Here is a 24,301-nt window from a genome sequence, read left to right as displayed (position 1 = left end):
CCGCATGGGGGAGGATGGCCGGATCCGTACGAAGGGAAATTCACGGTGACCATCGACCCGTCCTCGATTCCGAACTTCGGGGGCAAGCAGCCCGAGCCGCAGCCCCAAGGACCGGCGGGCCCCGTCGTCCCGGATCAGGATCTTGTGAAGCAGCTCCTCGAACAGATGGAGCTGAAGTATGTCGTCGACGACGAGGGCGACCTCGCGGCGCCGTGGGAGCAGTTCCGTACGTACTTCATGTTCCGCGGCGAAGGTGACCAGCAGGTCTTCTCGGTGCGGACGTTCTACGACCGGCCCCACCAGATCGACGAGAAGCCGCAGCTGCTCGAGTCGGTCGACGACTGGAACCGGCGCACCCTGTGGCCCAAGGTGTACTCCCACACCCACGACGACGGCACGGTCCGCCTGATCGGCGAGGCGCAGATGCTGATCGGCATGGGCGTCAGCCTGGAGCACTTCGTCTCCTCGACGGTCAGCTGGGTGCGGGCCGCGATCGAGTTCGACCGGTGGCTCGTGGAGCAGCTCGGCCTGGAGCAGGACGTCAACGAGGCGGAGAAGCCGACCGACGAGGACGGCGAGTAGTCCGCCCCCGCGGCCGACCACCGAAGAGCCCGGACCCCGGCAGTGCGGGGGCCGGGCTCTTGTCGTACCCGGGCAGGTGCGGCCGCGCTCACCCCGCCAGGGTCTTCAGCCGCTGCACCGCCTCCTGGAGCACCGGCGTCCTCTTGCAGAACGCGAACCGCACGAACGGCGCGCCCTCCTCCCGGTGGTCGTAGAAGACCGCGTTGGGGACCGCGACGACGCCCGCGCGCTCGGGCAGGGAGCGGCAGAAGGCGAAGCCGTCGCGCTCGCCGAGCGGGCGGATGTCGGAGGTGACGAAGTACGTCCCGGCGGGCCGGTACACGCCGAAGCCCGCCTCGGCCAGGCCCGCCGCCAGCAGGTCCCGCTTCGCCTCCATGTCCGCCCGGTAGGCGGCGAAGTACGACTCCGGCAGCGCGAGCGCCTCGGCGACCGCGTACTGGAAGGGCCCCGAGGCCACGTACGTCAGGTACTGCTTGGCCGAGCGGACCGCCGTGAGCAGGGCGGGCGCGGCGGTGACCCAGCCGACCTTCCAGCCGGTGAACGAGAACGTCTTGCCGGCCGACCCGATGGTCACCGTGCGCTCCCGCATCCCCGGGAAGGACGCCAGGGGAATGTGCTCGGCCGCGCCGAAGACCAGGTGCTCGTAGACCTCGTCGGTCACCACCAGCAGGTCCCGCTCCACCGCCAGCTCGGCGATCGCCGCCAGTTCCTCGCGGGTCAGGACCGTGCCCGTCGGGTTGTGCGGGGTGTTCAGCAGCAGGAGCCGGGTGCGGTCGGTGACGGCGTCCCGCAGCTCGTCCAGGTCCAGCCGGAACGCGCCTTCGTGCGGGCGCAGCGTGACGGGCACCCGGGTACCGCCCGCCATCGCGACGCAGGCCGCGTACGAGTCGTAGTACGGCTCCAGCGCGACGACCTCGTCGCCGGGCTCCACCAGCGCCAGCAGGGCCGCGGCGATGGCCTCCGTGGCGCCGGCCGTGACCAGGACCTCGGTGTCGGGGTCGTAGGACAGGCCGTAGCGGCGCAGCTGGTGGTCGACGACGGCGGCGCGCAGCTCGGGAACGCCCGGGCCCGGCGGGTACTGGTTGCCGCGCCCGTCGCGCAGCGCCCGTACGGCGGCCTCACGGATCTCCTCGGGGCCGTCGGTGTCGGGGAAGCCCTGACCGAGGTTGATCGCCCCGGTCCGCACCGCCAGGGCGGACATCTCGGCGAAGATCGTCGTCCCGAAATCCGCGAGCCGGCGGTTCAGGAGGGGACGGGCGCTGGAGCTCATCGAGGTCATGCCGGTCATCCTGCGCCGAAGCTCTGGACTTCCTCAACTCACCTTCGGCGGTAGCCACCTGCGGCGATCTTTCAGCCACCCACTCTGACCTGCGGGTGGTCAGTCGACGTCTGTCATCGTCGGTCGACGCCGACCCCCCTCGCACGGCCCAGGGACGGCCCGGGACTCACCCACGGGGGAGGGGCTCGGTCCTCGGGAAACCCGTGGTCAGGGAGGCCCTGCCCAGCGAGCGCGGCTATGGCTTGGGCAGCTCGGCGACGAACGTTCCGATGCCCGGCTGCATCTGCGCGAGCCCCGCTTCCCGTAGCTCGGTGAGGACACGCCGGGCGGTCATCTGCGCGATGCCGAACTCACCCTGAATCGCGAGGACGCCGGGCAGCTGGCTTCCGGGCGGGTACTCGCCATCGGCAATGCGCTGCTCGATGACCTCGTACACCTGCTTCCAGCGGGGGATGTCCGGCTTCCAGTCCATGATCCGAAGCTAGGCAGTATGAGCCTGCTCGGCGAGACGAGATTGCCTGACTGGCCTAGCTACCCTAGCTACCCTAGCTACCTAGGCATATCCTGCGTAAACGCACAGTGCCCCTGCGGCCGCGCGAACGACCCAGGGGCGTGGCCGACTGACAAGGAGTCGACGTGAACGAGAGTACGCAGGATCAGAACACCGCGAACAGCCCGACGGCGGCCACGACGGAGCCCATGACCTACGGCTACTGCTCATGGCACCGCGGCTACAGTGCCGGCATCCGCGTCATCGAGGTGGTGGAGCAGGGGAGCGGGCCGGGGCGAGTGCAGTCGGCCTGTGGTCCGTGCCGTGAGGAGCACGCCCTGATCCCGTATGCCGACCGGCCATGACCGGGATCGGACGGCCGAAGCCGCCACCCGTCAAGGAACTCAACGGCTGGCAGTACCTCGGCTGGCACTGCTGCTGGTGCGGCAAGGCCCTTCGGGTAGGGGCCAGGTCCGCCGGTCGCGCCGAAGGGCACTCCGGAGCACACGACTTGTCCATCGAGGTGTACGAGTGCGCCCCGCCCTGTCCCGAGCGTCCGGCGGAGATCGAGCCTGAGTAAGCGGCCTCGAGGGCGGGCGCGCCAGCGATGCCACGGCCCTCTTCAGTCCCGCCGCTCTGCCTGGTGAGCCATGAGAACGGCCCCCGCCAGGCAGATCGGTCTGGTCTCTGTTGCGGGGGTGATCAGCACGCGAGGCGGGCCTTGTCGGCGACGACACCACCACTGTCAGTGCCCCCTGCTAGCTTGCCAACGTAGGGAGGAGCCAGTCCGTGAACGCAGAGGCTCACATAGCTTCTTGACCCCTCGGCGGCTACTGATCCTTGGCCAAATCACTCCAATGGGGGCCTTGACCAGGCCACTTGACACCCGTGTGGGTTAACTGCTGAAATTTTTCACATGAACCCACAGTCGTGGCTTGACGCGTTCGTCGGACGCAACGAGGTCGACCTGGCGCGCATGCGCGGGTACTTGGAGGACAGTCTTGCTGCTGCGGCAGTCCTCGAGCGCAAGAAGCGGCCCCACCCTCGACGCGTTGAAGGCGCCGTCATCTCGATGGATGTGCGAGATCGCGTCCTCCTGGCCGCAGCCACACCTGTCTTCGAGTCTGGCAACTTCCAACTGCGCCCCGGACCCAATCGGTCTGTCGGCCTGGAGGAGCGCGCGTCCGGCGTCCTGCTACGTATGCGAAAGATCAAGGAGCTTCCCGTCGCCCGCTTGAGTGGGGAGACCGTCGTACAGGTTCCCTACCAGGCGGGGTTCGATGAGCTCGACGAGCCAGGCCTGGACGCACTGCCGACCCTCCGGCATGGCTACGTGCCGGCGCTCGTCTGGTGGATGGACAAGAGCGACCTTCTCGGTGGTTTCCTCGTTGTCGTACTAGACGATGAAAAGAGCCTCAACCGCTCACCCTTGGTCGCCTGCGCGAAGGCTGAGGTACCTGCCTTGGCTACTCTGCCGCGCGGTAACGTGAAGCCGAGCGTCCAGCATGTAAAGGACGACTTCGACAACCTGGTCGCTCCGCGCCGCCCGAGGCGCGAAGCCGGAGGAGCGGAGGGCGCGCAGCCAAGCGTCTGACCCTCGTGTGACGTTTGGAGATGGTCTGCTGTGGCTGACACAGTTTCTGTTTACGGGCATCGCGTTCGACAGGCCAGGACGATCCGTCACAGCCCCATCAAGCCCCTTGCTGGCCTTCTGGGAATGTCCCCTTCAGCCTGGACGACGCTGGAGCGATCCGCGTGCTACGAGATGCCGAGGCTGCGACTGCGGGCCCTAGCCCAGCATCTGCGATTCCGAGAAGAATTTTTCACTAGGGAGCCGAGTCAAGCGATTCACCGAGGCTCCCTATTGTTTCGCTCAAAGAAGTCTATAAAAATGGCAGAGGTTGACGCCTTGACCTCTTTCGCCGAAATGGCTTACGAGCTGCTAGAGAACCTGAGCAAGTACGCCACTCATCCTCCGTTGAGAATCCCAGCCAGGATTAAATCTGATATTTCACCGGAGGAGGCCGCACGTCAAACCCGTGCGGCCTTGGACTTGCCTGATGGTGATCCAATCCCTCATGTTATTCATGCCGTTGAACGGGCTGGCATCCCAGTTCTGATGGCAGATATAGAATTGCCCGATGCCAGGCACGACGCGTACAGCGTATGGGGCGGGGACTTCCACGAGCAGCCACTCATAGTGGCTAGGCCGGTCAACTCATGGGAACGCGTCAGGTGGTCAGTCGCACACGAGTTGGGGCATCTGGTTCTACATCGCGGCACCTCTGGCGACGTGAACGAGGAAGAAGCCAATCGGTTTGCGAATGAATTCCTATACCCGTCGAATGTATTGCTCCTTGAATGGCCCGAAGCCCCTACCCTCACATCTCTGATGCCGCTCAAGCAAAGGTGGCAACTTTCCCTAGCGGCACTGATAAAACATGCTCAAGCTAACGGGCTAATTGAGGACTATCGCGTTACGGGGCTGTTCAAGCAGCTCTCTGCGCGGAGGGACCCAAACACAGGCGTTACTTGGCGCATCCAAGAGCCGGGCTGGTCCGATCAGCAGCCAGAGCGGCCCCGACTAATTTCGGCGATGGCGGAGCGCGGAATGGAACGTACTCCTTCGGCAGACCTGTTCTCGTCGCTGACAGGTTGGGCTGTCGATCTAATGGAGAGTATTGTGGCAGGTCAGCGCAGTGCTCCCGCCGTTGAGCAGATGCGGGCCAAGCAATCAAATGACTCCTTGCCAGGGAATGTGGTTGCTTTGCGGCGTGCTTAGCCCTCAAGCCCCCTCATTGCATCAGCCCACCACTCGCCCCAGCTCCCATCCCGTACGCCGTCGACCCACACACCGTGGAGCGGGCGTGGTTCAGGGGCGTCAAGGTGGAGCGCGCCACTGTACGAACGACCTTGACGCCCCTGGGCCGCGTCTGCTCGGCTCTGCCTGGGTCGACGGTGTACGGGATGGGAGCACCCCACGCACGCCCTCTACGGGCCCGCAGTCGGCGACGGCGCCCCCTCCATCCCGGTGTCGGCCGATCCCCCGCCGGAGGCATCATCCTTGACCGCACGCCGTTCTATGCGGTGATCGCCTCATGGCATCGGCCCTATCCACCTGTGGGCGCGCGTCGGCGCAGCGCGGGCGGAGCGGGCCGAAGGCAGGAGCGGCGCCCGGAGCGGAGCCGGGAAGCGCGCCCGGCGGAGCGGAGCGCAGCCGGGGCTTGATGAGGTAGAGAAACTTGTAACAGCTCAGGCGCGAAGCGGTACCGGGCTCGGTGTCTCGTCGGTGAAGGTCGGCTCTGCTGGCCGGGTAGGGCGCTGGGCAAGCCAACCTGAGACTCGTGGGCCTCCATTGACGGCGTTGCCTTCGAAGACGGTCCTCACGTACTGGAAGCCCTGATCGAGGTAGTAGCGCTGCAACCGGGCGTTGGAAGTCCAGGCGTCGAGGCGTAGCCACTTGGCCGCTGCCCGGTAGGCACGGTCTCCCGCCCAGTCCAGGAGGGCGCCTCCGAGGTTCTGTCCGGCGTAATCCCGGGACACCGTCAGCTTGTTGACGAACATCGACGGTTCGGACAGCTCCTCGTCCGACCACAACCCCTCTTCGGCCTCCGGGGTGAGTGTGATCGTGGCGGCGGTCTGGTCCCCGTCCCTCAGCATGAAGACGGTGCCTGCCTCGATCGTCGTCAGCAGTCGTTCGGCCGGGTACGGGCGACTCCACTGGTCGCTGCCGAGTGCGCTGATCCAAGACGCCGCTTCTTTCCGGAAGTCGAGCAGTCGTTGGAGGTCGGCCGGGGTGGCGGTCGTGATCTTCACTGGGCTTCGTTCTCGTTCCGGGCGGAGAGATCGCCGATCTCGTAGTTCATGCGGTTCAGGTCGCCTCGGAACGTCGTGACGGTGCAGCGCACGGGGCGCTCGGTTGTGTACCCGGTGCGGGTCCAGAGCATGACCGGAACGCCGGGGCCGATCTCCAGGAGCCGGGCTTCCTCGGGCGTGGGCATCCGGGTCGCGATCTCGTCGGCGTAGCCCACCTGCTCGACGCCGAGGCCGGCCAGGTAGCGCGTGGTTCCCTCGGCGATGTCGCCGGGCTCGGCAAGCCGCGGGGCTTTCTGGAGAAGCCAATCTGGGTAGTGCGTCGCCTGCGTCGACCACGGCACGTCATCGACGAAGCGATGACAGAACCGCAGCACCGACCGAGATCCGGCCTCCACCTCCAGCCGCTGGGCGATCTGCTCGGACGTGGTCGCCAGCTCGACGCGGAAGGTCTGGTGGGGTCGGCGTCCCGCGTTGGTCACGTCGGTCGAGTAGGCGTCGCCGTTCTGCGGGAACTGCAGGTTCTCGAAGCGGGACGCGTTCAGCTCGAAGACCTCGTGCTTGCGCACCTCGTAGCCGAGGCCCTGGCTGGACGTAATGAGCCCCTGGCTGACCAGGAGGTTCAGGCCGGAGCGGACGGTGTTGCGCGAAGCCTCGAAGCGGGTCGCCAGCTCGGCTTCCGACGGCAGCCGGGCGCCTGGGCCGTAGGTGCCGTTGTCGATCCCGCGTCGTAGCGCATCGGCCACCTGCTGGTACTTCGGCTGCTTGCTCATTGGTCCATCATGACGCACTCGCTCAACTTGTTGGTACATGTGGGTCCAAAGATCTTGACGGATCACTCTCGGTGGGTAAGTCTCTACGCATCAGCTTGTACCAACAAGTTGAGCAAGAGGTCCAAAGGGCCTGAGTCTGACCTGCAAGGGGACAGTTGTGCCTTCGTTCAAGATCGACCTTTCGTCCGCCGTGGTGTTCGTGGCCACCGCGCCGACGCCGAAGCTCGTGAACCAGAAGACGGGGGAGCGGGCCATCGACCGGGAGACCGGCGCGGGCCTCTCCACGGTGGGTCTGCTGGTCTCCGACGAGGGGGAGGGCAACCTGTGGCAGGTGACCATCCCGGAGACCGGCTTCCCGGAGGGACTGGCGCCGGGTACGCCCGTGAAGGTGGTCGGCCTGAAGGCCCGGGACTGGGAGAACGAGTTCAACGGGCAGAAGCGGCACGGCATCTCCTTCCGCGCGGTCGCGATCACCTCGGCGGTCTGACCATGACGGACCTGACGGTGTGGCTGGAGGCCACCGGGGCCGTGGCAGGCGCTGGCGGACTCGGCTACGCGAAGATCCGCGCGCCGCGCGTGTACTGGTCGCTGGTCGGCATGCCGGTTACCTGGGGTCGGTTCGCCCTCTCCTACCGGTCGACCATGGATGTGTGCGGACTGACGGTGCAGCCCTCGGGACTGCGGGCCTTCATGACGCGCAGCGTCGCTCGCCGAGAGGTGCAGCCGGTACCGCCGAGGATCCGCCAGGTGCGCGGCACCTCGACCGGGCTGCGGGTCACGCTGCGACTGCCGGCAGGGCTGGAGCCCGCCGATCTGATCGCCTCCTCGGAGCGGCTGCGGCACGCCTGGGGCGTCCACTCGGTCACCGTGATGGAGACCAAGCCGGGGTACGTCGAGCTGCGGATGACCGGCTATGACGTGCTGCGGCGGGTGCGGATGCCGCGTAAGGCGCGCCCTCGGGACATGGTGGTGCCGGTGGCGCTGCGGGAGGACGGGACTGCCTTCGAGCGGGACTACCGCGCGGCCCCCATGGCGCTCACCCTGGGCGCGAACCAGTCGGGCAAGTCGATGTATCAGCGGAACCTGATCAAGGGGTTGGCACAGTTGCCGGTGGCCCTGGTGGGCATCGACTGCAAGCGCGGGGTCGAGCAGACCGCCTACGCGTCCCGCCTGTCGGCGCTGGTAACCAGCCCGGACGATGCCGCCTCGTTGCTCGGCGTCCTGGTCGCGGAGATGGAAGACCGCTTCGACCTCCTCAGCCGACACGGCGTCTCCGACCTGTGGGAGCTGCCGGAGACTGAGCGACCGGTGCCGGTCGTCGTCCTGGTGGACGAGATCGCCGAACTGTTTCTGATCTCCTCCAAGAAGGACGAGGAACGCCGGGAGCGGATCGTCACGGCGTTGATCCGGCTGGCGCAGATGGCCCGCGCGGTCGGCATCCATCTGGAGATCTGCGGGCAGCGCTTCGGCTCCGAACTGGGCAAGGGCGCCACCATGCTCCGCGCTCAACTGACCGGCCGTGTCGTGCACCGCGTCAATGACAAACAGACGGCCGAGATGGGGCTGAACGACGTGGCCCCGGATGCGGTGCCGGTGGCCAGCCTGATTCCGATGGAGCGTCCCGGCACGGCCGTTGCGGCGGACTCCTCCGGCGGCTGGTCGAAGATCCGCACCCCGAACACGACGCGGGACGAGGTGGTGGCCGTTTGCCGGGCCTTCGCCCACCTGGTCCCCGACCTGCCGGTGCTCGACCCGTTCCGGCCCGTCGCGCTGGTCCCGGCGCCGGTCGCCGGTCCCTCGCTGGTGAAGCCGCGCCCGGTCACCCCCTGAATCGGTCTGCTCTGGCCCCACTTCACTGGAAGGGAGGTACTCCCATGCCCCGCTCGATCCGCTTGGACGCGGTCCTTGTCCAAGCTGTCATCGCTGGCGCGCTGTCCTTCGCCCATCTGCATGACCTGGCTGAGGCCGCCGGGCAGTCCGGCTGGAAAGCCTGGGCCTACCCGGTCTCCGTTGATCTGCTGCTGGTGGCCGCCTGGCGCCGGCTGCGCACTGCCCGCCGGGATCGCTCGGCCTGGACCTGGTTCGTCATCGCCCTGTTCGCCTCGCTGGGTGCCAACGTCGCGACCGCCGGGCTGCTCGACCTCGGCGCCGTGCCCGCGTGGCTGTGCATCCTCGTCGCAGGCTGGCCCGCCCTGGCCTTCCTCGGCGGCACCCTCCTGGTCCACTCACCCACTGACCAGCCCACGCCCGAGCAGTCTGCCGACGACGAACCGGCGCAACTGCCCGACGTCGATGTTTCCCGCACCGATCCGCCGGGCGTAGACCCGCAGCCAGTGCCGGCCGCGCCCGAGCTGGCTCCCGCTCCTGCTCCCGCGTCACCACAGCAGCCCGCTCCCGGCGCCCCCGCGGTTCCGGCCGCCCTGCTGGACCACGCCCGGAAGCTCGCCGACGCGCACCAGGCGTCGACCGGTACGCCAATGCCCGCCGAAGCGCTGTCGGCCCGGCTCGGCCTCCCCGAACCCATGGTCAACGCGATCTCCGCCCAACTCCAGCTCACCTGAGAGGAGAACCGTTCATGTCCGTCTACCGCCGCTTCCGTAACCGCATCCGCGTCGGCCCCGTACAGGTCGGCACCTACTACGACGGCCGGGGCCGCGAGATGCACGCCGCCGCCTGCACGGCCCCGCGCTGCGGCTTCTCCGCCGATTACCACGACCGCTCCGCCGCCGAACTCGCCGCCCGTGCCCACCGCTGCAAGGCGTGAGAGGGGATCGCCATGGACGTACCGCTCTGGCTCGCGCTGCTCGTCGTCGGCTTCCTCGGCATCAAGCTCATCCGCCCGCCCTGGTGGCTGGTCGCCGTGCTCCTTCTCGGCGGCTACCTCGTCGCAGACAGCATCCTCGGCCCCGCTGTCGACACGATCGTCAAGTAAGTCCTGAGAGGAGACCGCTCGTGCTCACCCCGAAGTACCCGCACCAGGACACTGCGGCGCGCGCTACCGCCCCGGTCCGCGAAGTGCCGGCATCCGGCTCCGCGGTTCCCGCCCCGGCCGCGCCCATCGCCAACCGTCCGACCGTGCAGCTCACCCCGGGCAGTGCCCTCGCCCTCGCTGCCGGTGGTGGCGCCGTGGTCCTGGTCGTCGGCGCCGTCCTGGTCTCGATGCTCCTCGCCGTGGCCATCACTGGCGTCTCGGTCGCCCTGGTCGCCGTCGTCCTGCGGCTGCTGCTCAAGGACCTCGCCAAGCAGCACTGACGGCCCCCGGAGCGGCCTCGGTCGCCAAACTTCCGCCGCTCCGGGCGCCTGGACCCATTCAGATCCACTGGACCCGAAAGGGAAGCTCCATGATGCCCCAGCACGCCTTGATCGTGTTCTGCCACAAATGTGACGGTTTCCCGGTCGTCGCCGTGACCACCGGTACCCGGCACCGTGACGGCTCCCGTGCCACGTCGCGCGTCACCTGCCCGGCCTGCCAGGGCACCGGTCGTACGGCCCTGACCCCCGCCTCGCACCGTCAGGCGGTGACCGGCGCGTGAACGATTCCGCCACCATGGCGGGCCTGGACCCGGCCATTCTCGCCGACGTGCTGAAGCTGGCCGGGTCCACCGGCTTCGACCGCATCCAGGACCAGATCCGCCGTACCGGCGGCTGTTCGGACCCCATCCATCTGCAAGGATCCGTCGTCGTCCGTGACGCCCAGACACGTCACGTCCTGCACTCCTACTCGACCGACACCGAACCCGGCGGGCGGCTCCGCGTCGCCTGCGGCAACCGCCGCGCTTCCCGCTGCCCGTCCTGCGCCTGGACCTACGCGGGCGACACGTACCACCTGATCCGCGCCGGACTCGTCGGTGAACCGATCAAGGGCACCCCGCACGCGATCCGAGAGCACCCGCGAGTGTTCGCCACGCTCACCGCTCCCTCGTTCGGCCCGGTGCACAACCGGCCCGGCAGCCGACCGTGCCGCTGCGGCGCTCACCACCAGGAGGACGCCGCCCAACTCGGTACGCCCCTCGACCCGGATGCGTACGACTACGCGGGCGCCGTGCTGTGGAACAACCACGCCTCCGACCTGTGGCGCTACTTCACGATCTACCTGCGGCGCGAGATCGCCAAGCGTGCGGGGCTCACGCAGAAGGCAGCCCGTGAACAGTCCCGCGTCGCCTTCGGCAAGGTCGCCGAGTACCAGAAGCGCGGCGCCGTCCACTTCCATGCCGTCGTCCGCTTCGACGGTCCCGACGGGCCAGACTCGCCCCCGCCCGCCTGGGCCACTCTCGACCTCCTCACCGACGCGATCCACGCGGCAGCTGCCCGCGTCGCTGTCGACGTCGACCCCGCCGGGGACCAGCCCGCCCGCACCCTGCGCTGGGGCACCCAGCTCGACGTGCAGCCCATCGGCGCTTTCGGTGACGGCGAGGAGATCACTGAACAGGCCGTTGCCTCGTACGTCGCCAAGTACGCCACCAAGGCCGCCGAGACCACAGGCACCGTGGATCGCCGCATCGGCAACAAGGAGGCCCTGGCCCTGCTCGGCGTGCCCGACCATCCCGCCCGGCTCATCGCCGCCTGCCTCGACCTCCACCCGTTCTACCCGGACCGCAAGTTCCGCGACTGGGCCCACATGCTCGGATTCCGCGGCCACTTCTCCAGCAAGTCCCGGCGGTACTCCACCACCCTCGGCGCCCTGCGCCAGACCCGTGCCGACTACCGCGCCGCCCAGCAGCGGGAAGCGCTCGGCCTGCCCGACCCCGACGACGAGCAGGCAACCACCCTCACTCTCGCCCACTGGTCCTACGCCGGTCACGGCCACACCCCCGGCGAACTCTGGCTCGCTGCCAACATCCGCCGCGACATCCAACAGAGCCGCGAAACAGCTCGCGAAGTCCTGGCGGACCTGTCGACCGATCGGAACGACTGGGAGGCGTACGCATGAGGCTGCCCGAGCAGTACCTGACCCCGGAAGACCTCGTGAGCCTGTTCCGCCTGCCCAGCGTCGACACCGTCTACCAGTGGCGCCGTAAGGGCACGGGACCGACCGGCTTCCGCGTCGGCCGGCACCTCCGCTTCGACCCCGATGACGTTCGCGTCTGGGTCGAGTCGCTGAGGGAGGCCGCCTGATGGCCGGGCACATCCAAGACCGCTGGTACAAGGTCAGCACGGGACCGAACGGCAAGGCCGTCAAGGTCAAGACCGACCGCCACGGTAGCGGGCTCCGCTACCGGGCCCGGTACGTCGGTCCGGACGGCTCCGAGAAGTCCAAGAGCTTCCCCGACGGCAAGAAGCGGCTCGCCGAGAAGTGGCTGAGCGCCATCGAGACGGACATGACGCGGGGGCAGTACACCGACCCCAAGTCGGTTCGGATCACCTTCCGGGAGTACGCCGAGAAGTGGTTGGACAGCAAGACGTCCAGCCCGATGACCCGGAAGGAACTTGGGCGCCGACTGCGGTTGCACGCCTACCCGGTGATCGGCTCGCGACCCGTGGGCACCTTCCGCCCCGAGCACATTCGGGGGCTGCTGGCCGCGCTGGAGGCCAAGCCGGGCGTGAGTGCCGCCTACGCCCGGAACATCTTCGCCGACGTCCAATCGGTCCTGTCCGCTGCCGTGGACGACTCGCTCCTGTCCCGCAACCCGTGCAGTGCGCGCACGGTACGGCGGCCCCGGCTCGACGCGCACCCGGTGATTCCCTGGACGCTCGCTCAGGTACTCGCCGTTCGAACGGCGCTCCTGGAGCGGTACCGGCCCATGGTCGACGTCGGCGCCGGGTGCGGCCTCCGCCAGGGCGAGGTGTTCGGGCTGGCCGAGGACGCGATCGACACCGACGGTCGCACGCTGCATGTCGTCCGGCAGATCAAGCACGTTGAAGGGCACCCGGTGTTCGCCCTGCCCAAGGGTGGCAAGAAGCGGGACGTACCCCTGCCCGACTCGGTGGCGAAGGCGCTCCAGGTGCACATGGATGCCTGCAAGCCCGTGGAGATCACCTTGCCGTGGGGAGTGCCGGAGGGGCCGAAGGTGTCAGCCCGCCTGCTCTTCACCGCGGAGCAGGGCGGCATGATCTGGCGCAGCAACTTCAACGGCAAGGAGTGGAAGCCCGCCCTGGCCGCTGCTGGGCTCATCCCGGATGCGGGGGAGGACGGCAAGTACGACTCGGCGCGCGAGCACGGCATGCATGCCCTCCGACACTTCTACGCCTCGGCGCTGCTCGACGCGGGCGAGAACATCAAGGCCGTCAGCGAGTACATGGGGCATGCTGATCCGGGTATGACCCTGCGGGTGTACGCCCACCTGATGCCCGACAGCCGCGAACGGGCCCGGCGGGCCATCGACTCCGTGTTCCGGTACGGCCCGGAAGGCGCTGACGGCCCATAGACGGCCCAGCAAGGCGCCAACGGCCCCTGACTCGCACTCCGGTGCAGGTCAGGGGCCGTTCCCGTTCAGGGACCCTCAGAACTTCCTCAACTCTGCTTTGGGGCGTGGCGGCGGGGGGCATCTCCCGTGCACGCCGGTGAGCTTCACGGCGTGCACCACAGGCAATCGACACGCAGCGAGGCGTCCGACGGGGGATTGCTTCGGGGGACTTCCGGGCGCGGGCCCGGGAACGGAAGGAGGGTGGAGCCGTGGTCACAGGCATCATCCTGTTCGTGATCGCAGCCCTGGTGATCAGGGGACTCGTGGCGGGCCGGCGCACCTCGGGCGCGACCCGGACCCGGGCGGGCCGGGGGCCGCGCCGGTCGAGCACCGGCGGGGGCGGCGACAGCGGCGGCAGCACCAACAGCTGGTGGGCGGGCGACGGGGGCGGTTCGTCCTCCGGCGGCCACCACTCGGGCCACTCCTGCGGTGGCGGCTCGTCCTGCGGAGGCGGGTCGTCCTGCGGGGGAGGGGGCGGCGGCGGATGCGGCGGAGGCGGCGGCTGACACGGGGCAGCCGAGCCTGACCAGGGGGAACCGCATCCCCGCCACGGGGCCCGTTCCTGGGACCGGGCCCCACGCCCCACCAGAGCGCCCGCCGGGCCACACTCCCGGTGGGCGCTCCCACACCCCGGCGCACGCCGAACGGACGGGGTGTGCGCCCTGGTTGAACAGTTGAGCTGTGGAGCCCCCTGAGGGATGGAAACGCCACGAAGTTGGGTAAAAACGCTGTGGCGCCGCCATCGTTCATGATTCGCTCTCTGTCATCAACGCAGCTCCTCGGACGACCTGTTGACCCCCCTCCTGACCGGCCGACTGGGCTGAGCGGTCCGCATCCCCGGCAGCACCACGGATGCGCGGACCCCACACCTTCCTCTCCTTGTCTGCTTGCGGAGCCGATCCATGCTCACGACGCTGAAAACCGCCTACACCGACACCTGCGCCGCCGACCTGGCCTGGGCACTGGGGCGCGAGCCGCTGCCCGCGCTCGCCTGCCTCGACATCGAACTGACGGACGCCAGACTGCAGTTGCGACTGCTCGGCGCCTCCCACCAAGTCCTTCTGGAGGAGGAGCGGGGCAGCTGCTCGGAGACGGTGGCGTGCATCCCCGGCAGCAGCACTCCCCTTCCGCTGGGCGTCGCCAAGCGGGTGGGGGACTGGGAGTACGAGTTCGCCGCCCGGGTGGAGGTGCTGACGCCGGGCTCCTTCGCCGGCCGCGCCCAGGAACTGCTCGCCCTGGTCTCCGACCACCCGCACGGCCTGGCCGGTGTCTTCCCCGGCAGCCCGCACGCCTTCACCGCGCTGCTGGCCCAGCGGCACGAGGGGCAGGTGCACTGGCGGACCTGGCACGCCTATCCGCAGGACGGCCAGCTGGTGGCGACCCGCACCCGGGTGGGCGTGCGAGTGCCGACGGCCCGGCTCAGCCCGTCCGCGGTGTGAGCGGGGCTCGGTCCGTCCGCAGTGTCAGCGGGGCTCAGTCCGTCCGCGGTGTGAGCTCGGCCCGTCCGCGGTGCGAGCCGAGCGGGCCCGCGGTGCGAGCCGAGCGGGCCCGCGGTGCGAGCCGAGCGGGCCCGTGGTGCGAGCGGGTGGGTGCCGGATAAACCTGTGGTGCCCGACCGCCCCGGAGATTCACACGTGTGGGTGACGAAGCGCAGTGCTGGAGTGACGTAACGTCACTGCGTGATCGAACCGCACGCGCCCGCCCCGCCCGGCTCACCGCCGTCCTGGGGCGGCCCCTGCGGTCCCGAAGCGCCCGCACGGCTGCCCGTGCGCCCGGCCGTCGGGCGGTTCCTGGTGCTGGCGGGGGTCTTCGTCTGCGCGGCCTGCGGGCTCGTGTACGAACTCGAACTCGTCGCGCTCGCCTCGTACCTGATCGGCGACTCGGTCACCCAGGCGTCCGTCGTCCTGTCCGTCATGGTCTTCGCCATGGGCCTCGGCTCGCTCGCCGCCAAACGGCTGCGCGGCCTCGCCGCGGCCGGCTTCGGCGCGCTGGAGGCCGCCCTCGCCCTCGTCGGCGGCTCCAGCGCGATGCTCCTGTACGCCGTCTTCGCCTGGACCGGCGGCTGGGGCGGACTGTGGGCCGACGGCCCGCGCATCCTGCTCGTCGCCTTCTCGCTCGCCATCGGCGTGCTGATCGGCGCCGAGGTGCCGCTGCTCATGGAGCTGATCCAGCGGGTGCGCCGGCAGGACCCGGGCGGCGCCGTCGCCGACCTGTTCGCCGCGGACTACGTCGGCGCGCTCGTCGGCGGCCTCGCCTTCCCGTTCGTCCTGCTGCCCTTCCTCGGCCAGCTCACCGGCGCCCTGCTCACCGGCACCGTCAACGCGGTCGTCGGCGCCGCCCTGGTCCTCGGCCTGTTCCGGCGCGACCTGACCCGCCGGGCGCGCTGGCTGCTGCTGACCGCCAACGCGGTCGTCCTCGCCCTGCTCGCCACGGCGACCGTCCTCGCCGACGACTTCGAACGCGCCGCCCGGCACGCCGTCTACGGCCAGGACGTCCGCGTGGCCGTGCGGACCGACGTGCAGGAGGTGGTGCTCACCGGCGACACCGACGGCCGCCCCCTCGACCTGTTCCTCGACGGGCGGCTGCGGGTGCGCGGCAGCGACGAGCGGCGCTACCACGAGGCGCTGGTGCACCCCGCGATGAGCGGCCCGCACACGCGCGTGCTGATCCTCGGCGGCGGCGACGGCCTCGCCGCCCGGGAGGTGCTGCGCCACCCCGGCACGGACCGCGTCGACCTGCTCGAAGCCGACCCGGGACTCGCCCGGCTGGCCCGGCACGACCCCGGTCTGTCCGCCCTCAACGAACACGCCTTCGGCGACGCGCGCGTCCACCTCCTCACCGGCGACGCCTTCCACCGGCTGCGCTCCACACCCTCCGCGACGTACGACGTGGTGATCTCGGACCTGCCCGACCCGGGCCTCACGGCGAGCACGAAGCTGTACTCGCAGGAGTTCTACGGCCTGCTGCGGCGGGTGCTCGCGCCCGACGGGCGGCTGGCCGTCCACGCGGGCCCGGTCGCCGCGCGCCCCCGCGCCTTCTGGACCGTGGACGCCACCCTCCGCGCGGCCGGCCTGCCGGCCACCGCCTACCGCGTCGCCGCCCGCCACCCCGGCTCCGCGCCCGGCACCGGCCGCGCGGCCGCCGACCTCCGCGCCCCCGGCAGCTGGGGTTTCCTCCTGGCCGCGCGCACCACCCCCGCACCGCGCCTGGACCCGGCGGCGCCCCGTCCGCACACCCTCACGCCGGACGCGCTGGCCCGGGACGCCCGCGCCGCGGCCCGTACCCGGATCGCCGGGTTGCCGCCGTCCACGCTCCCGCATCCGCGGTACTGAGCCCGCGAGGGTGCGCGCGGCCGCGATCCCGCGTCCGCGGCACTGGCCGTCCCGTGAGGGTGCCGCGAGCGTCATCCCGCGGGCCCCCGTGCGGCGGCCCGGCCCTCCCCCAAGTGCGGGACGGACCGCCACATCCCCCTGATCCCCCCGGTGGATCGCCCGCACCGACAACCTACGGCCGCACCGCGCGGCCCCGAATCCCGCGATGGGTGGAGAACGGCACCAACCCGGCGTGGTAGCCGCCCGGTTCCTGCAACTTCCGCGGTACGGCGAAAGGATGACGCCGACGCCCGGCGGCCGGACCTACGCTGCCCGAATGCGCCTGCACCCCTTGGCGGCCGACGGCCTGATCGCCGCGGCGCTGACGACCGTGGCGGTCCTGCTCGGCACCGAGGCCGTCGCCCAGGGGTGGCCCGCGCTCGACCCGCTCGCCTGGACGCTCGTCGGCCTGCTGACCCTCCCCCTCGTGCTGCGCACCCGCGCCCCCGTCACCGTCTGCCTCGCCGTGCACGCCTGCTGGGCGGCCTACGTCACCCTCGGCTACTGGCCCGTCGTCGGTTCCTTCGGCCCCATGCTCGCCGTGTACACCGTCGCCTCCCTGCGCCCCACCCGCACCGCCGCCGCCTGCGCCGCCCTCCTCGCCGGGGTCTGGATCTACGCCGGGCTGCGCAGCGACTCCGGGGCGATGGCCTCGGTGGCGGGGCAGGCCGCGGGCTTCCCGCTGGTGCTGTGGCGGTTCGGGTACGTGGCCCGCCGGACCGGCGAGCTGACGCTGCGGCTGCGGGCCGAACAGGCCGACCGGGCCCGGCGCGAGGTTGCCGAGGAACGGGTGCGGATCGCCCGCGAACTGCACGACGTGGTCGCCCACCACATCGCCGTCATCAACGTCCAGGCCGGGCTGGCCCGCTTCGTGTTCCACTCCGACGCCCGCACCGCGCGCGAGGCCCTGGACACCATCGAGGGCGCCAGCGGCGAGGCCCTGGCCGAACTGCGCCGCATGCTCGGCCTGTTGCGCGCCGACGGCGTGCAGGGCGCGGACGGCGCCCCCGCTCCCGGCCTCGGCCAGCTCGACGAGATGGTCACCCGGGTGCGCACCGGCGGGGTGGCCGTTCAGCTGCGCGTCACCGGCGCCCCGCGGCCGCTGCCGCCCGGCGTCCAGCTGTGCGTCTACCGGGTGGTGCAGGAGGCCCTCACCAACGTGCTCAAGCACGCGCCCGGAGCCGACGCCGCCGTCGAACTCTCCTACCGGGCCGGCGAGGTGACGGTGTCCGTGACCGACGACGGACCCGCCGAGGGACCGATTCCGGACACACCCGCCGAACGTGGCGGCCACGGCTTGATCGGGATGCGGGAGCGGGCCAAGCTCTACGGCGGGACGATCGCCGTCGGCCCGCGCGGCGAGGGTGGATTCGGCGTGCGCCTGACCCTTCCGACGCCGGTACAAGCCGCACGCCGGGGAGACACCGTCCGGGAATGACCGACGCAGACCGGGACCGCCCGGCCGACGGGCCGATACGCCTGCTCGTCGTCGATGACCAGTACCTCGTCCGCAGCGGCCTCGCCGCGCTGCTGCGCGCCGCCCCCGGCATGGAGGTCGCCGGCGAGGCCGCCGACGGCGCCGAGGCGGTGGAGCTGGCCGCGCGGATCCGGCCGGACGTGATCCTGATGGACATCCGCATGCCCGGCCTCACCGGCGTCCAGGCCACCGAGCGGATCCTCGCCGAGGCGGTGGACCCCGCGCCCCGCGTCCTCGTCCTGACCACCTTCGACCTCGACGAGTACGTGTACGGCGCCCTGCGGGCCGGCGCGTCCGGCTTCCTGCTCAAGGACGCGGGCCCCGAACGGCTGCTGGCCGCGATCACCGCGGTGCACGGCGGCGACGCGCTGTTCGCCCCCGCGGTCACCCGGCGCCTGGTGGAGGCGTTCACGCGGATGACGGAGACGGGGCGCGGGAGCACGGGGTCCGCAACGGAGCGGGACGCCGGCCCGCCGCCCGCGCTGACGACGCTGACCGGGCGCGAGGCCGAGGTCCTGCGACTGGTCGCCCGCGGACTGAGCAACGCCGAGGCCGCCGACCGGCTGTTCATCAGCGAGGCCACCGTGAAGACCCACCTCAACCGCACGATGACCAAGCTGGGCCTGACCAGCAGGGCCCAGGCGGTGGTCGTGGCGTACGAGACGGGACTGGTGACGCCGGGCAGCGCGGGCGGCGGGTGACTTTGTGCCGACGGGGGGTGCTCCGGGCGCCCGCTGGGTAGGGTGCCGTGACATGGAGCATGAGGTGTTCGTTCCGGTTCCGGCCGAGCGGCTCAGGGAGGTGCTGGCCGACCCCGTCCGGGTCGCCCGCGCGGTTCCGGGGCTCCAGCAGGACGCCGGGGCCGAGCCCGTCGCGGGCCGGCTGAAGGTGCGCATCGGCAGTCACTCCATCACCTACCGCGGCTCCCTGCGCCTGTCCGCGCGCGAGGACGGCACGTACGCCGTCGAGGGCGACGCCACCGAGTCGCGCGGCACCGGCGCGGTGACGCTCGCGCTGACGCTGCGCGCGGGTGATGCCGACGGCGGCGCCACCCTCACGTTCACCGGGACCGCCACCGCCGACGGGCGGGTCACGGAGCTGCCGCCGGAGTCGGTGACCTCGGCCACCACCCGGCTGCTGACCCGGTTCGCCGAGAACCTGGGCACGGCGGCGCGCACACCCCCCGCGGCGGAACCCGAACCACGACCGGAGCCGGAGCCGGGGCCGGAATCCGGGTCGCGCCCCGCGTCCGTGTTCGACACCGAGGTCCCCCCGTCCTCCCTCGCGAACACGGACGCGGGCGACGCGACGGGCGACGCAACGGGCCACGAGACGGACGGTGACACGGGCGGCGACGACACGGGCGGCGACCACCCGGACGACGGGCCGGCCCTCCCGCCCCCCGCCGAGGCCGCGCACGCGCGCCGCACGATGATCGGCCGCAGCGCCGAGGAGGTCGACCACGCCCCGCCGCGCGGCCGGTACGCCCCCGTGCCCGCCCCGCAGGCGAGCGCGGTCGGCGCCCCCCTGCGCTGGGCCGCCCCCGCGGCGGCGCTGGTCGTGGCGTCGGCGATCGTGGTGGGCCGCGCGCTGCGCAGACGCCGCTGACCCCGGCCCGGCTGGGCCCGGCCCGGCCCGTCGCGGAGCCGCCGGGGCCTGCCGGACCTCCGCCGGACCCCCGCCGGGTGGGGCGCCGAGTGGGGCGCCCTTGATCGCCCCAGTAGGGTCGTGGCGTGAGTAACGAACCCATCACGCTGACCGCGGGCGACGCGGAGGCGACCGTGCTGCCGGGCAACGGCGGCCGGATCGGCGGACTCCGCGTCGGCGGCACGGAACTGCTCCGCCAGGGCGAGCGCTACGGCTGCTTCCCGATGGTCCCCTGGTGCGGACGCATCCGCGACGGCCGCTTCGGCGACGGCGCCGTGGTCCACCAGATGCCCCTCAACTCCCCGCCGCACGCCATCCACGGCACCGCCCGCGACGCCGCCTGGCGCACCGCCCGCGTCAGCGCCGACGAGGCCGTCCTCACGTACGACCTCGTCGATCCCTGGCCGTACCCCGGACGCGTCACCCAGGTGGTCGCGCTCGCCGAGGACGGGCTCACGCTGTCGATGTCCGTGGAGACCTACGAGTCGTCCTTCCCGGCGCAGATCGGCTGGCACCCCTGGTTCAACCGGACCCTCGACGACAAGCCCGGCACCGGCGTGGAGATCGCCTTCGACCCCGCCTGGCAGGAGGAGCGCGGCGACGACCACCTCCCCACCGGCAACCGGGTCGAGCCGAAGCCGGGCCCCTGGGACGACTGCTTCGGCATGCCGGACGGCGTCGACGTCACGCTGACCTGGCCGGGGCGGCTGGAGCTGAAGGTGACCAGCCGGGAGCAGTGGGTCGTGGTGTACGACGAGCAGGAGGCCGCCGTCTGCGTGGAGCCGCAGACCGGCCCGCCCAACGGCCTGAACACCCTTCCGCGCCTGGTCACCCCCCTGGAGCCGCTGGAGGCCACGACCACCTGGCGCTGGACCCGGCTCTAAGCTGGGGGCATGACGGACGTACGCGGCGAGCTGCTGCAGCAGATCAAGGACAAGGCCGTGGTGCACGGCAGGGTGACCCTCTCCTCGGGTCTGGAGGCGGACTACTACGTCGACCTGCGCCGCATCACCCTGGACGGCGAGGCCGCGCCGCTGGTCGGGCAGGTGCTGCTCGACCTGACCGCCGACCTGGAGTTCGACGCCGTGGGCGGGCTGACCATGGGCGCCGACCCGGTCGCCGCGAGCATGCTGCACGCCGCCGCCGCGCGGGGCCGGAAGCTGGACGCGTTCGTCGTCCGCAAGGCCGCCAAGGCGCACGGGCTACAGCGCCGCGTCGAGGGGCCGGAGATCAAGGGCCGCCGCGTCGTGGTCGTCGAGGACACCTCCACCACCGGTGGGTCCCCGCTCACCGCCGTCGAGGCCGTGCGCGAGGCCGGCGCCGAGGTGGTCGCCGTCGTGACCATCGTCGACCGGGCGACGGGCGCCGCGGAGAAGATCCAGGACGGCGCCGGGGTGCCGTACCTGTACGCCTACGACAAGGACGAGCTCGGCCTGGACTGACACCAGGGGTACCAGGCGTGCCAGGGGTACCAGAGGTACCAGGCGTGCCAGGGGTACCAGGGGCCGAGACGGGCCCGGGGCCCACTCGGGTATTCCCCTTCCGTCTGGAAGGATGGGGCCGACGATGACGTCGCCCCCCAGTCCTAGGTCAGGGCCATAAGCAGCAGCCGAGCCCACCCGCACATACAAGGAGCGGACAGATGCCCATCGCAACTCCCGAGGTCTACAACGAGATGCTGGACCGGGCGAAGGCAGGAAAGTTCGCCTACCCCGCCATCAACGTGACCTCTTCCCAGACGCTGCACGCCGCCCTGCGCGGCTTCGCGGAGGCGGAGAGCGACGGCATCGTCCAGATCTCCACCGGCGGCGCCGAGTTCCTGGGCGGCCAGCACAACAAGGACATGGTGACCGGCGCCGTCGCCCTCGCCGAGTTCGCGCACATCGTCGCCGAGAAGTACGACGTCACCGTCGCGCTGCACACGGACCACTGCCCGAAGGACAAGCTCGACGGGTACGTCCGCCCGCTGCTGGCGGTCTCCGAGGAGCGGGTGAAGGCCGGCCGCAACCCGCTCTTCCAGTCGCACATGTGGGACGGTTCGGCCGAGACCCTGGCCGACAACCTCTCCATCGCCACCGAGCTGCTGGAGCGCGCCCGCGCCGCCAAGATCATCCTCGAGGTCGAGATCACCCCGACCGGCGGCGAGGAGGACGGCGTCTCCCACGAGATCAACGACTCCCTCTACACCACGGTCGACGACGCGCTCCGCACCGTCGAGGCGCTCGGCCTGGGCGAGAAGGGCCGCTACCTGCTCGCCGCGTCCTTCGGCAACGTGCACGGCGTCTACAAGCCGGGCAACGTCGTCCTCCGCCCCGAGCTGCTGAAGGAGCTGAACGAGGGCGTCGCCGCCAAGTACGGTCAGCCGGCCGGCAGCAAGCCGTTCAACTTCGTCTTCCACGGCGGCTCCGGCTCCACCGCCGAGGAGATCGCGACCGCCCTGGAGAACGGCGTGGTCAAGATGAACATCGACACGGACACCCAGTACGCCTTCACCCGTCCGGTCGTCGACCACATGTTCCGCAACTACGACGGCGTCCTGAAGGTCGACGGCGAGGTCGGCAACAAGAAGACGTACGACCCGCGCACCTGGGGCAAGCTGGCCGAGGCCGGCATGGCCGCGCGCGTCGTCGAGGCCTGCGGTCACCTGCGGTCCGCCGGTACGAAGATCAAGTAACCCGGGGTGACACCCCGGTCGTAGGACCGTTTCGCGGTCGTAGGACCGCTTCGCACGAGCCCGGCGCCCCACGCGCCGGGCTCGCCGCGTTCCCGGGTGGATGCCCGGGTGTATATCTGGGGCCATGCCCGACGTCCGGCTGGCCTCACCGCAAGGCAGATGGATCCTGCTCACCACCGTGCTCGGATCCAGCATGGCCCTGCTCGACTCGACCGTCGTCAACGTCGCGCTGCCCCACATCGGGCGCGACCTCGGCGCGGACCTCGCCGCCCTCCAGTGGACCGTCAACGCCTACATGGTGACGCTGGCCGGTCTGATCCTCCTCGGCGGCGCCCTCGGCGACCGGTTCGGCCGCCGCCGGATCTTCGTCCTCGGCGTGCTGTGGTTCGCCGCCGCCTCCCTGCTGTGCGGCCTCGCGCCGAACGCCGGAGTGCTGATCGCGGCCCGTGCCCTCCAGGGCGTCGGCGGCGCGCTGCTCACGCCCGGTTCCCTCGCCCTCATCCAGGCCTCCTTCCACGCCGACGACCGGGGCCGGGCGGTGGGCCTGTGGTCGGGGTTCGGGGGCGTCGGCGCGGCGGTCGGGCCCTTCCTCGGGGGCTGGCTGGTGGACGGCCCGGGCTGGCGCTGGGTGTTCCTGCTCAACGTCCCGCTGGCGCTGCTGTGCGCGCCGGTCGCGCTGCGGCACGTCCCCGAGTCCTCGGACGAGCGGGCCCACACCCGCTTCGACGTGCTCGGCGCCGCCCTGTGCGCGGCGGCCCTCGCGCTGCTCACCTACGCGCTGATCGAGGCCCGTACGGCGTCCTGGGCGGTGGCGCTCAGCGCGGTGGCCGGGATGGCGGCCGCCGTGGCCTTCGTCGCCGTCGAGCGGCGCGGCGCCGACCCGATGATGCCGCTGGACGTCTTCTCCTCCCGCCAGTTCACGGCGGTCAACCTGGTCACGCTGTGCGTGTACGCGGCCTTCGGCGGCTTCTTCTTCCTCGCCGCGCTCCAGCTCCAGGTCGTCGTCGGCTGGTCCGCGCTGGCCGCCGGTACGGCGCTGCTGCCGACCACCGTCCTGATGCTGCTGCTCTCCGCCCGGTCCGGCGAATTCGCCGAGCGGCTCGGACCGCGCCTCCAGCTCACCGCCGGGCCCCTGCTCTGCGCCGCCGGGATGCTGCTGATGCTGCGGGTCGGCCCGGGCGCCTCGTACCTCGCCGACGTGCTGCCCGCCCTGCTGGTGCTCGGCCTCGGCATGGTCACGCTGGTGGCGCCGCTGACGGCGAGCGTGCTGGCCGCCGTGGACACCGCGCGCGCCGGTCTGGCCAGCGGCATCAACAACGCGGCCGCCCGCGCGGCGGGGCTGGTCGCGGTCGCCGCGCTGCCGCTGCTCACCGGCATGGGCGAGGAGGCGTACCGGTCGGCGTCGGCGTTCGACGACGCGTTCGGACCGGCGATGCTGATCTGCGCGGGCGTGCTGGTGGCCGGCTCCGTGATCGCCTTCACGACGGTACGCCGCCCGGCCCCGGACTGCCCCCGCCCCGAATGCCGCACCCACGGCTCGGTACTGACACCCCCACTGGAGGGAGACCACCCAGCCCCGTGAGGACCCCGGCAATCCACGCACGAAAGGTGACACGGGTGCCGCCCTCGAGGGGCGCGGGGAACCGCGCACGAAAGGTGAGGCGGGGCACCACTTCGGCCGACGCTCCGGTCACGCCCTTGAGGGGCGCGGGGAACCGCGCACGAGAGGTCACGCAGGGCCCCGCCCCGGCCGCGCCCTGAGCGACGCGGAAAACCCCGCGCCCACCCCCA

28 protein-coding genes are annotated in these 24,301 nt (G+C 71.0%); 24 read left to right on the top strand and 4 right to left on the bottom strand.

Annotation, left to right across the window (positions count from 1 at the left end; genetic code table 11):
• The first annotated feature begins 45 nt into the window (after positions 1-45).
• The gene (locus B9W62_RS18410; RefSeq protein WP_087808176.1) at positions 46-582 is read left to right on the top strand and encodes a YbjN domain-containing protein; all 537 of its coding nucleotides are present in this window, start codon (positions 46-48) and stop codon (positions 580-582) included.
• Between the two features lie 88 nt (positions 583-670).
• On the opposite strand, the gene B9W62_RS18405 is transcribed toward B9W62_RS18410, so the two are convergent.
• Both B9W62_RS18405 and B9W62_RS18400 read right to left on the bottom strand, forming a co-directional pair.
• Positions 671-1,861 carry a pyridoxal phosphate-dependent aminotransferase gene (locus tag B9W62_RS18405; RefSeq protein WP_087811971.1) on the bottom strand — a complete coding sequence of 397 codons (1,191 nt, stop codon included), beginning with the start codon at positions 1,859-1,861 and terminating at the stop codon, positions 671-673.
• Positions 1,862-2,096: 235 nt separating this feature from the next.
• Positions 2,097-2,333, bottom strand: coding sequence for a GntR family transcriptional regulator (locus B9W62_RS18400; RefSeq protein ID WP_087808173.1), 237 nt, complete (start codon positions 2,331-2,333; stop codon positions 2,097-2,099).
• Positions 2,334-2,497: 164 nt separating this feature from the next.
• On the opposite strand from B9W62_RS18400, the gene B9W62_RS18395 reads away from it, so the two are divergent.
• From B9W62_RS18395 to B9W62_RS18380, 3 genes are all read left to right on the top strand, one after another.
• Positions 2,498-2,716 carry a hypothetical protein gene (locus B9W62_RS18395; protein WP_087808170.1) on the top strand — a complete coding sequence of 73 codons (219 nt, stop codon included), beginning with the start codon at positions 2,498-2,500 and terminating at the stop codon, positions 2,714-2,716.
• Between the two features lie 551 nt (positions 2,717-3,267).
• Complete coding sequence (locus B9W62_RS18385) at positions 3,268-3,945, top strand: hypothetical protein (RefSeq protein ID WP_087808166.1); 678 nt, start codon at positions 3,268-3,270, stop codon at positions 3,943-3,945.
• A gap of 297 nt (positions 3,946-4,242) precedes the next feature.
• A complete protein-coding gene (locus B9W62_RS18380) occupies positions 4,243-5,133 on the top strand; it encodes an ImmA/IrrE family metallo-endopeptidase (protein WP_179235547.1) in 891 nt (296 codons plus the stop codon).
• 470 nt (positions 5,134-5,603) lie between these two features.
• Here the strand turns inward: B9W62_RS18380 and B9W62_RS18375 are convergent, their stop codons facing one another.
• On the bottom strand, positions 5,604-6,167 hold the full coding sequence (locus B9W62_RS18375; protein WP_087808160.1) for a GNAT family N-acetyltransferase: 564 nt from the start codon (positions 6,165-6,167) through the stop codon (positions 5,604-5,606).
• Entirely contained in the window at positions 6,164-6,937 is a 774-nt protein-coding gene (locus B9W62_RS18370) for a GntR family transcriptional regulator (RefSeq protein ID WP_087808158.1), read from the bottom strand. Before B9W62_RS18370 ends, B9W62_RS18375 begins: the two co-directional genes overlap by 4 nt.
• Before the next feature lie 157 nt (positions 6,938-7,094).
• Between B9W62_RS18370 and B9W62_RS18365 the strand changes: the two genes are divergently transcribed.
• The 20 genes from B9W62_RS18365 to B9W62_RS18270 all read left to right on the top strand — a co-directional run bounded on the left by B9W62_RS18365 (position 7,095) and on the right by B9W62_RS18270 (position 24,092).
• Complete coding sequence (locus B9W62_RS18365; protein ID WP_031043740.1) at positions 7,095-7,424, top strand: SCO3933 family regulatory protein; 330 nt, start codon at positions 7,095-7,097, stop codon at positions 7,422-7,424.
• Between the two features lie 2 nt (positions 7,425-7,426).
• Positions 7,427-8,767 carry an FtsK/SpoIIIE domain-containing protein gene (locus B9W62_RS18360; protein WP_087808157.1) on the top strand — a complete coding sequence of 447 codons (1,341 nt, stop codon included), beginning with the start codon at positions 7,427-7,429 and terminating at the stop codon, positions 8,765-8,767.
• A 44-nt stretch (positions 8,768-8,811) separates the two neighbouring features.
• On the top strand, positions 8,812-9,498 hold the full coding sequence (locus B9W62_RS18355; RefSeq protein ID WP_087808156.1) for a DUF2637 domain-containing protein: 687 nt from the start codon (positions 8,812-8,814) through the stop codon (positions 9,496-9,498).
• A 14-nt stretch (positions 9,499-9,512) separates the two neighbouring features.
• Positions 9,513-9,701, top strand: a complete 189-nt coding sequence (locus B9W62_RS18350) for a mobile element transfer protein (protein WP_087808155.1) — start codon at positions 9,513-9,515, stop codon at positions 9,699-9,701.
• Positions 9,702-9,713: 12 nt separating this feature from the next.
• A complete protein-coding gene (locus B9W62_RS18345; RefSeq protein ID WP_037898072.1) occupies positions 9,714-9,869 on the top strand; it encodes a hypothetical protein in 156 nt (51 codons plus the stop codon).
• A 20-nt stretch (positions 9,870-9,889) separates the two neighbouring features.
• A complete protein-coding gene (locus tag B9W62_RS18340; RefSeq protein WP_087808154.1) occupies positions 9,890-10,189 on the top strand; it encodes a SpdD protein in 300 nt (99 codons plus the stop codon).
• Between the two features lie 92 nt (positions 10,190-10,281).
• Positions 10,282-10,470, top strand: coding sequence for a hypothetical protein (locus B9W62_RS18335; RefSeq protein ID WP_087811970.1), 189 nt, complete (start codon positions 10,282-10,284; stop codon positions 10,468-10,470).
• Complete coding sequence (gene repSA / locus B9W62_RS18330) at positions 10,467-11,867, top strand: replication initiator protein RepSA (RefSeq protein WP_087808153.1); 1,401 nt, start codon at positions 10,467-10,469, stop codon at positions 11,865-11,867. The genes B9W62_RS18335 and repSA overlap by 4 nt, the downstream gene beginning before the upstream one ends.
• On the top strand, positions 11,864-12,052 hold the full coding sequence (locus tag B9W62_RS18325; RefSeq protein WP_030872099.1) for a helix-turn-helix transcriptional regulator: 189 nt from the start codon (positions 11,864-11,866) through the stop codon (positions 12,050-12,052). Before repSA ends, B9W62_RS18325 begins: the two co-directional genes overlap by 4 nt.
• Positions 12,052-13,302, top strand: coding sequence for a tyrosine-type recombinase/integrase (locus tag B9W62_RS18320; RefSeq protein WP_087808152.1), 1,251 nt, complete (start codon positions 12,052-12,054; stop codon positions 13,300-13,302). Before B9W62_RS18325 ends, B9W62_RS18320 begins: the two co-directional genes overlap by 1 nt.
• A 248-nt stretch (positions 13,303-13,550) precedes the next feature.
• The gene (locus B9W62_RS40205) at positions 13,551-13,847 is read left to right on the top strand and encodes a hypothetical protein (RefSeq protein WP_179235546.1); all 297 of its coding nucleotides are present in this window, start codon (positions 13,551-13,553) and stop codon (positions 13,845-13,847) included.
• A gap of 396 nt (positions 13,848-14,243) precedes the next feature.
• Entirely contained in the window at positions 14,244-14,780 is a 537-nt protein-coding gene (locus B9W62_RS18310; RefSeq protein ID WP_087808151.1) for a DUF2617 family protein, read from the top strand.
• 240 nt (positions 14,781-15,020) lie between these two features.
• Complete coding sequence (locus tag B9W62_RS18305) at positions 15,021-16,673, top strand: polyamine aminopropyltransferase (RefSeq protein ID WP_087808150.1); 1,653 nt, start codon at positions 15,021-15,023, stop codon at positions 16,671-16,673.
• A 316-nt stretch (positions 16,674-16,989) separates the two neighbouring features.
• Positions 16,990-18,150, top strand: a complete 1,161-nt coding sequence (locus B9W62_RS18300) for a sensor histidine kinase (protein ID WP_087808149.1) — start codon at positions 16,990-16,992, stop codon at positions 18,148-18,150.
• Positions 18,147-18,890, top strand: coding sequence for a response regulator (locus B9W62_RS18295; RefSeq protein ID WP_087808148.1), 744 nt, complete (start codon positions 18,147-18,149; stop codon positions 18,888-18,890). The genes B9W62_RS18300 and B9W62_RS18295 overlap by 4 nt, the downstream gene beginning before the upstream one ends.
• A gap of 52 nt (positions 18,891-18,942) precedes the next feature.
• Positions 18,943-19,797, top strand: coding sequence for an SRPBCC domain-containing protein (locus tag B9W62_RS18290; protein WP_179235545.1), 855 nt, complete (start codon positions 18,943-18,945; stop codon positions 19,795-19,797).
• A gap of 125 nt (positions 19,798-19,922) precedes the next feature.
• Positions 19,923-20,720: an aldose epimerase family protein gene (locus tag B9W62_RS18285; protein WP_087808146.1), complete on the top strand. Its 798-nt coding sequence runs from the start codon at positions 19,923-19,925 to the stop codon at positions 20,718-20,720.
• Between the two features lie 9 nt (positions 20,721-20,729).
• Positions 20,730-21,278, top strand: a complete 549-nt coding sequence (gene pyrE / locus B9W62_RS18280) for an orotate phosphoribosyltransferase (protein ID WP_087808145.1) — start codon at positions 20,730-20,732, stop codon at positions 21,276-21,278.
• A 200-nt stretch (positions 21,279-21,478) separates the two neighbouring features.
• Positions 21,479-22,510, top strand: a complete 1,032-nt coding sequence (gene fbaA, locus B9W62_RS18275) for a class II fructose-bisphosphate aldolase (RefSeq protein WP_087808144.1) — start codon at positions 21,479-21,481, stop codon at positions 22,508-22,510.
• 124 nt (positions 22,511-22,634) lie between these two features.
• Complete coding sequence (locus B9W62_RS18270; protein ID WP_087808143.1) at positions 22,635-24,092, top strand: MFS transporter; 1,458 nt, start codon at positions 22,635-22,637, stop codon at positions 24,090-24,092.
• The last annotated feature ends 209 nt before the right edge of the window (positions 24,093-24,301 follow it).

It is taken from the genome of Streptomyces sp. CS113, assembly GCF_002188365.1.
Lineage (GTDB): Bacteria > Actinomycetota > Actinomycetes > Streptomycetales > Streptomycetaceae > Streptomyces > Streptomyces tendae.
Note: the sequence above shows the minus strand (reverse complement) of the source record. Positions and strands in the feature narration are given on the sequence as shown.

Coding starts and splice junctions, on each gene's coding strand:
- B9W62_RS18405 (WP_087811971.1), bottom strand. CDS start 1,861: ATGACCTCGATGAGCTCCAGCGCCCGTCCCCTCCTGAACCGCCGGCTC.
- B9W62_RS18400 (WP_087808173.1), bottom strand. CDS start 2,333: ATGGACTGGAAGCCGGACATCCCCCGCTGGAAGCAGGTGTACGAGGTC.
- B9W62_RS18385 (WP_087808166.1), top strand. CDS start 3,268: ATGAACCCACAGTCGTGGCTTGACGCGTTCGTCGGACGCAACGAGGTC.
- B9W62_RS18380 (WP_179235547.1), top strand. CDS start 4,243: ATGGCAGAGGTTGACGCCTTGACCTCTTTCGCCGAAATGGCTTACGAG.
- B9W62_RS18370 (WP_087808158.1), bottom strand. CDS start 6,937: ATGAGCAAGCAGCCGAAGTACCAGCAGGTGGCCGATGCGCTACGACGC.
- B9W62_RS18360 (WP_087808157.1), top strand. CDS start 7,427: ATGACGGACCTGACGGTGTGGCTGGAGGCCACCGGGGCCGTGGCAGGC.
- B9W62_RS18355 (WP_087808156.1), top strand. CDS start 8,812: ATGCCCCGCTCGATCCGCTTGGACGCGGTCCTTGTCCAAGCTGTCATC.
- B9W62_RS18350 (WP_087808155.1), top strand. CDS start 9,513: ATGTCCGTCTACCGCCGCTTCCGTAACCGCATCCGCGTCGGCCCCGTA.
- B9W62_RS18345 (WP_037898072.1), top strand. CDS start 9,714: ATGGACGTACCGCTCTGGCTCGCGCTGCTCGTCGTCGGCTTCCTCGGC.
- B9W62_RS18335 (WP_087811970.1), top strand. CDS start 10,282: ATGCCCCAGCACGCCTTGATCGTGTTCTGCCACAAATGTGACGGTTTC.
- B9W62_RS18325 (WP_030872099.1), top strand. CDS start 11,864: ATGAGGCTGCCCGAGCAGTACCTGACCCCGGAAGACCTCGTGAGCCTG.
- B9W62_RS18320 (WP_087808152.1), top strand. CDS start 12,052: ATGGCCGGGCACATCCAAGACCGCTGGTACAAGGTCAGCACGGGACCG.
- B9W62_RS18310 (WP_087808151.1), top strand. CDS start 14,244: ATGCTCACGACGCTGAAAACCGCCTACACCGACACCTGCGCCGCCGAC.
- B9W62_RS18300 (WP_087808149.1), top strand. CDS start 16,990: ATGCGCCTGCACCCCTTGGCGGCCGACGGCCTGATCGCCGCGGCGCTG.
- B9W62_RS18295 (WP_087808148.1), top strand. CDS start 18,147: ATGACCGACGCAGACCGGGACCGCCCGGCCGACGGGCCGATACGCCTG.
- B9W62_RS18290 (WP_179235545.1), top strand. CDS start 18,943: ATGGAGCATGAGGTGTTCGTTCCGGTTCCGGCCGAGCGGCTCAGGGAG.
- pyrE (WP_087808145.1), top strand. CDS start 20,730: ATGACGGACGTACGCGGCGAGCTGCTGCAGCAGATCAAGGACAAGGCC.
- fbaA (WP_087808144.1), top strand. CDS start 21,479: ATGCCCATCGCAACTCCCGAGGTCTACAACGAGATGCTGGACCGGGCG.
- B9W62_RS18270 (WP_087808143.1), top strand. CDS start 22,635: ATGCCCGACGTCCGGCTGGCCTCACCGCAAGGCAGATGGATCCTGCTC.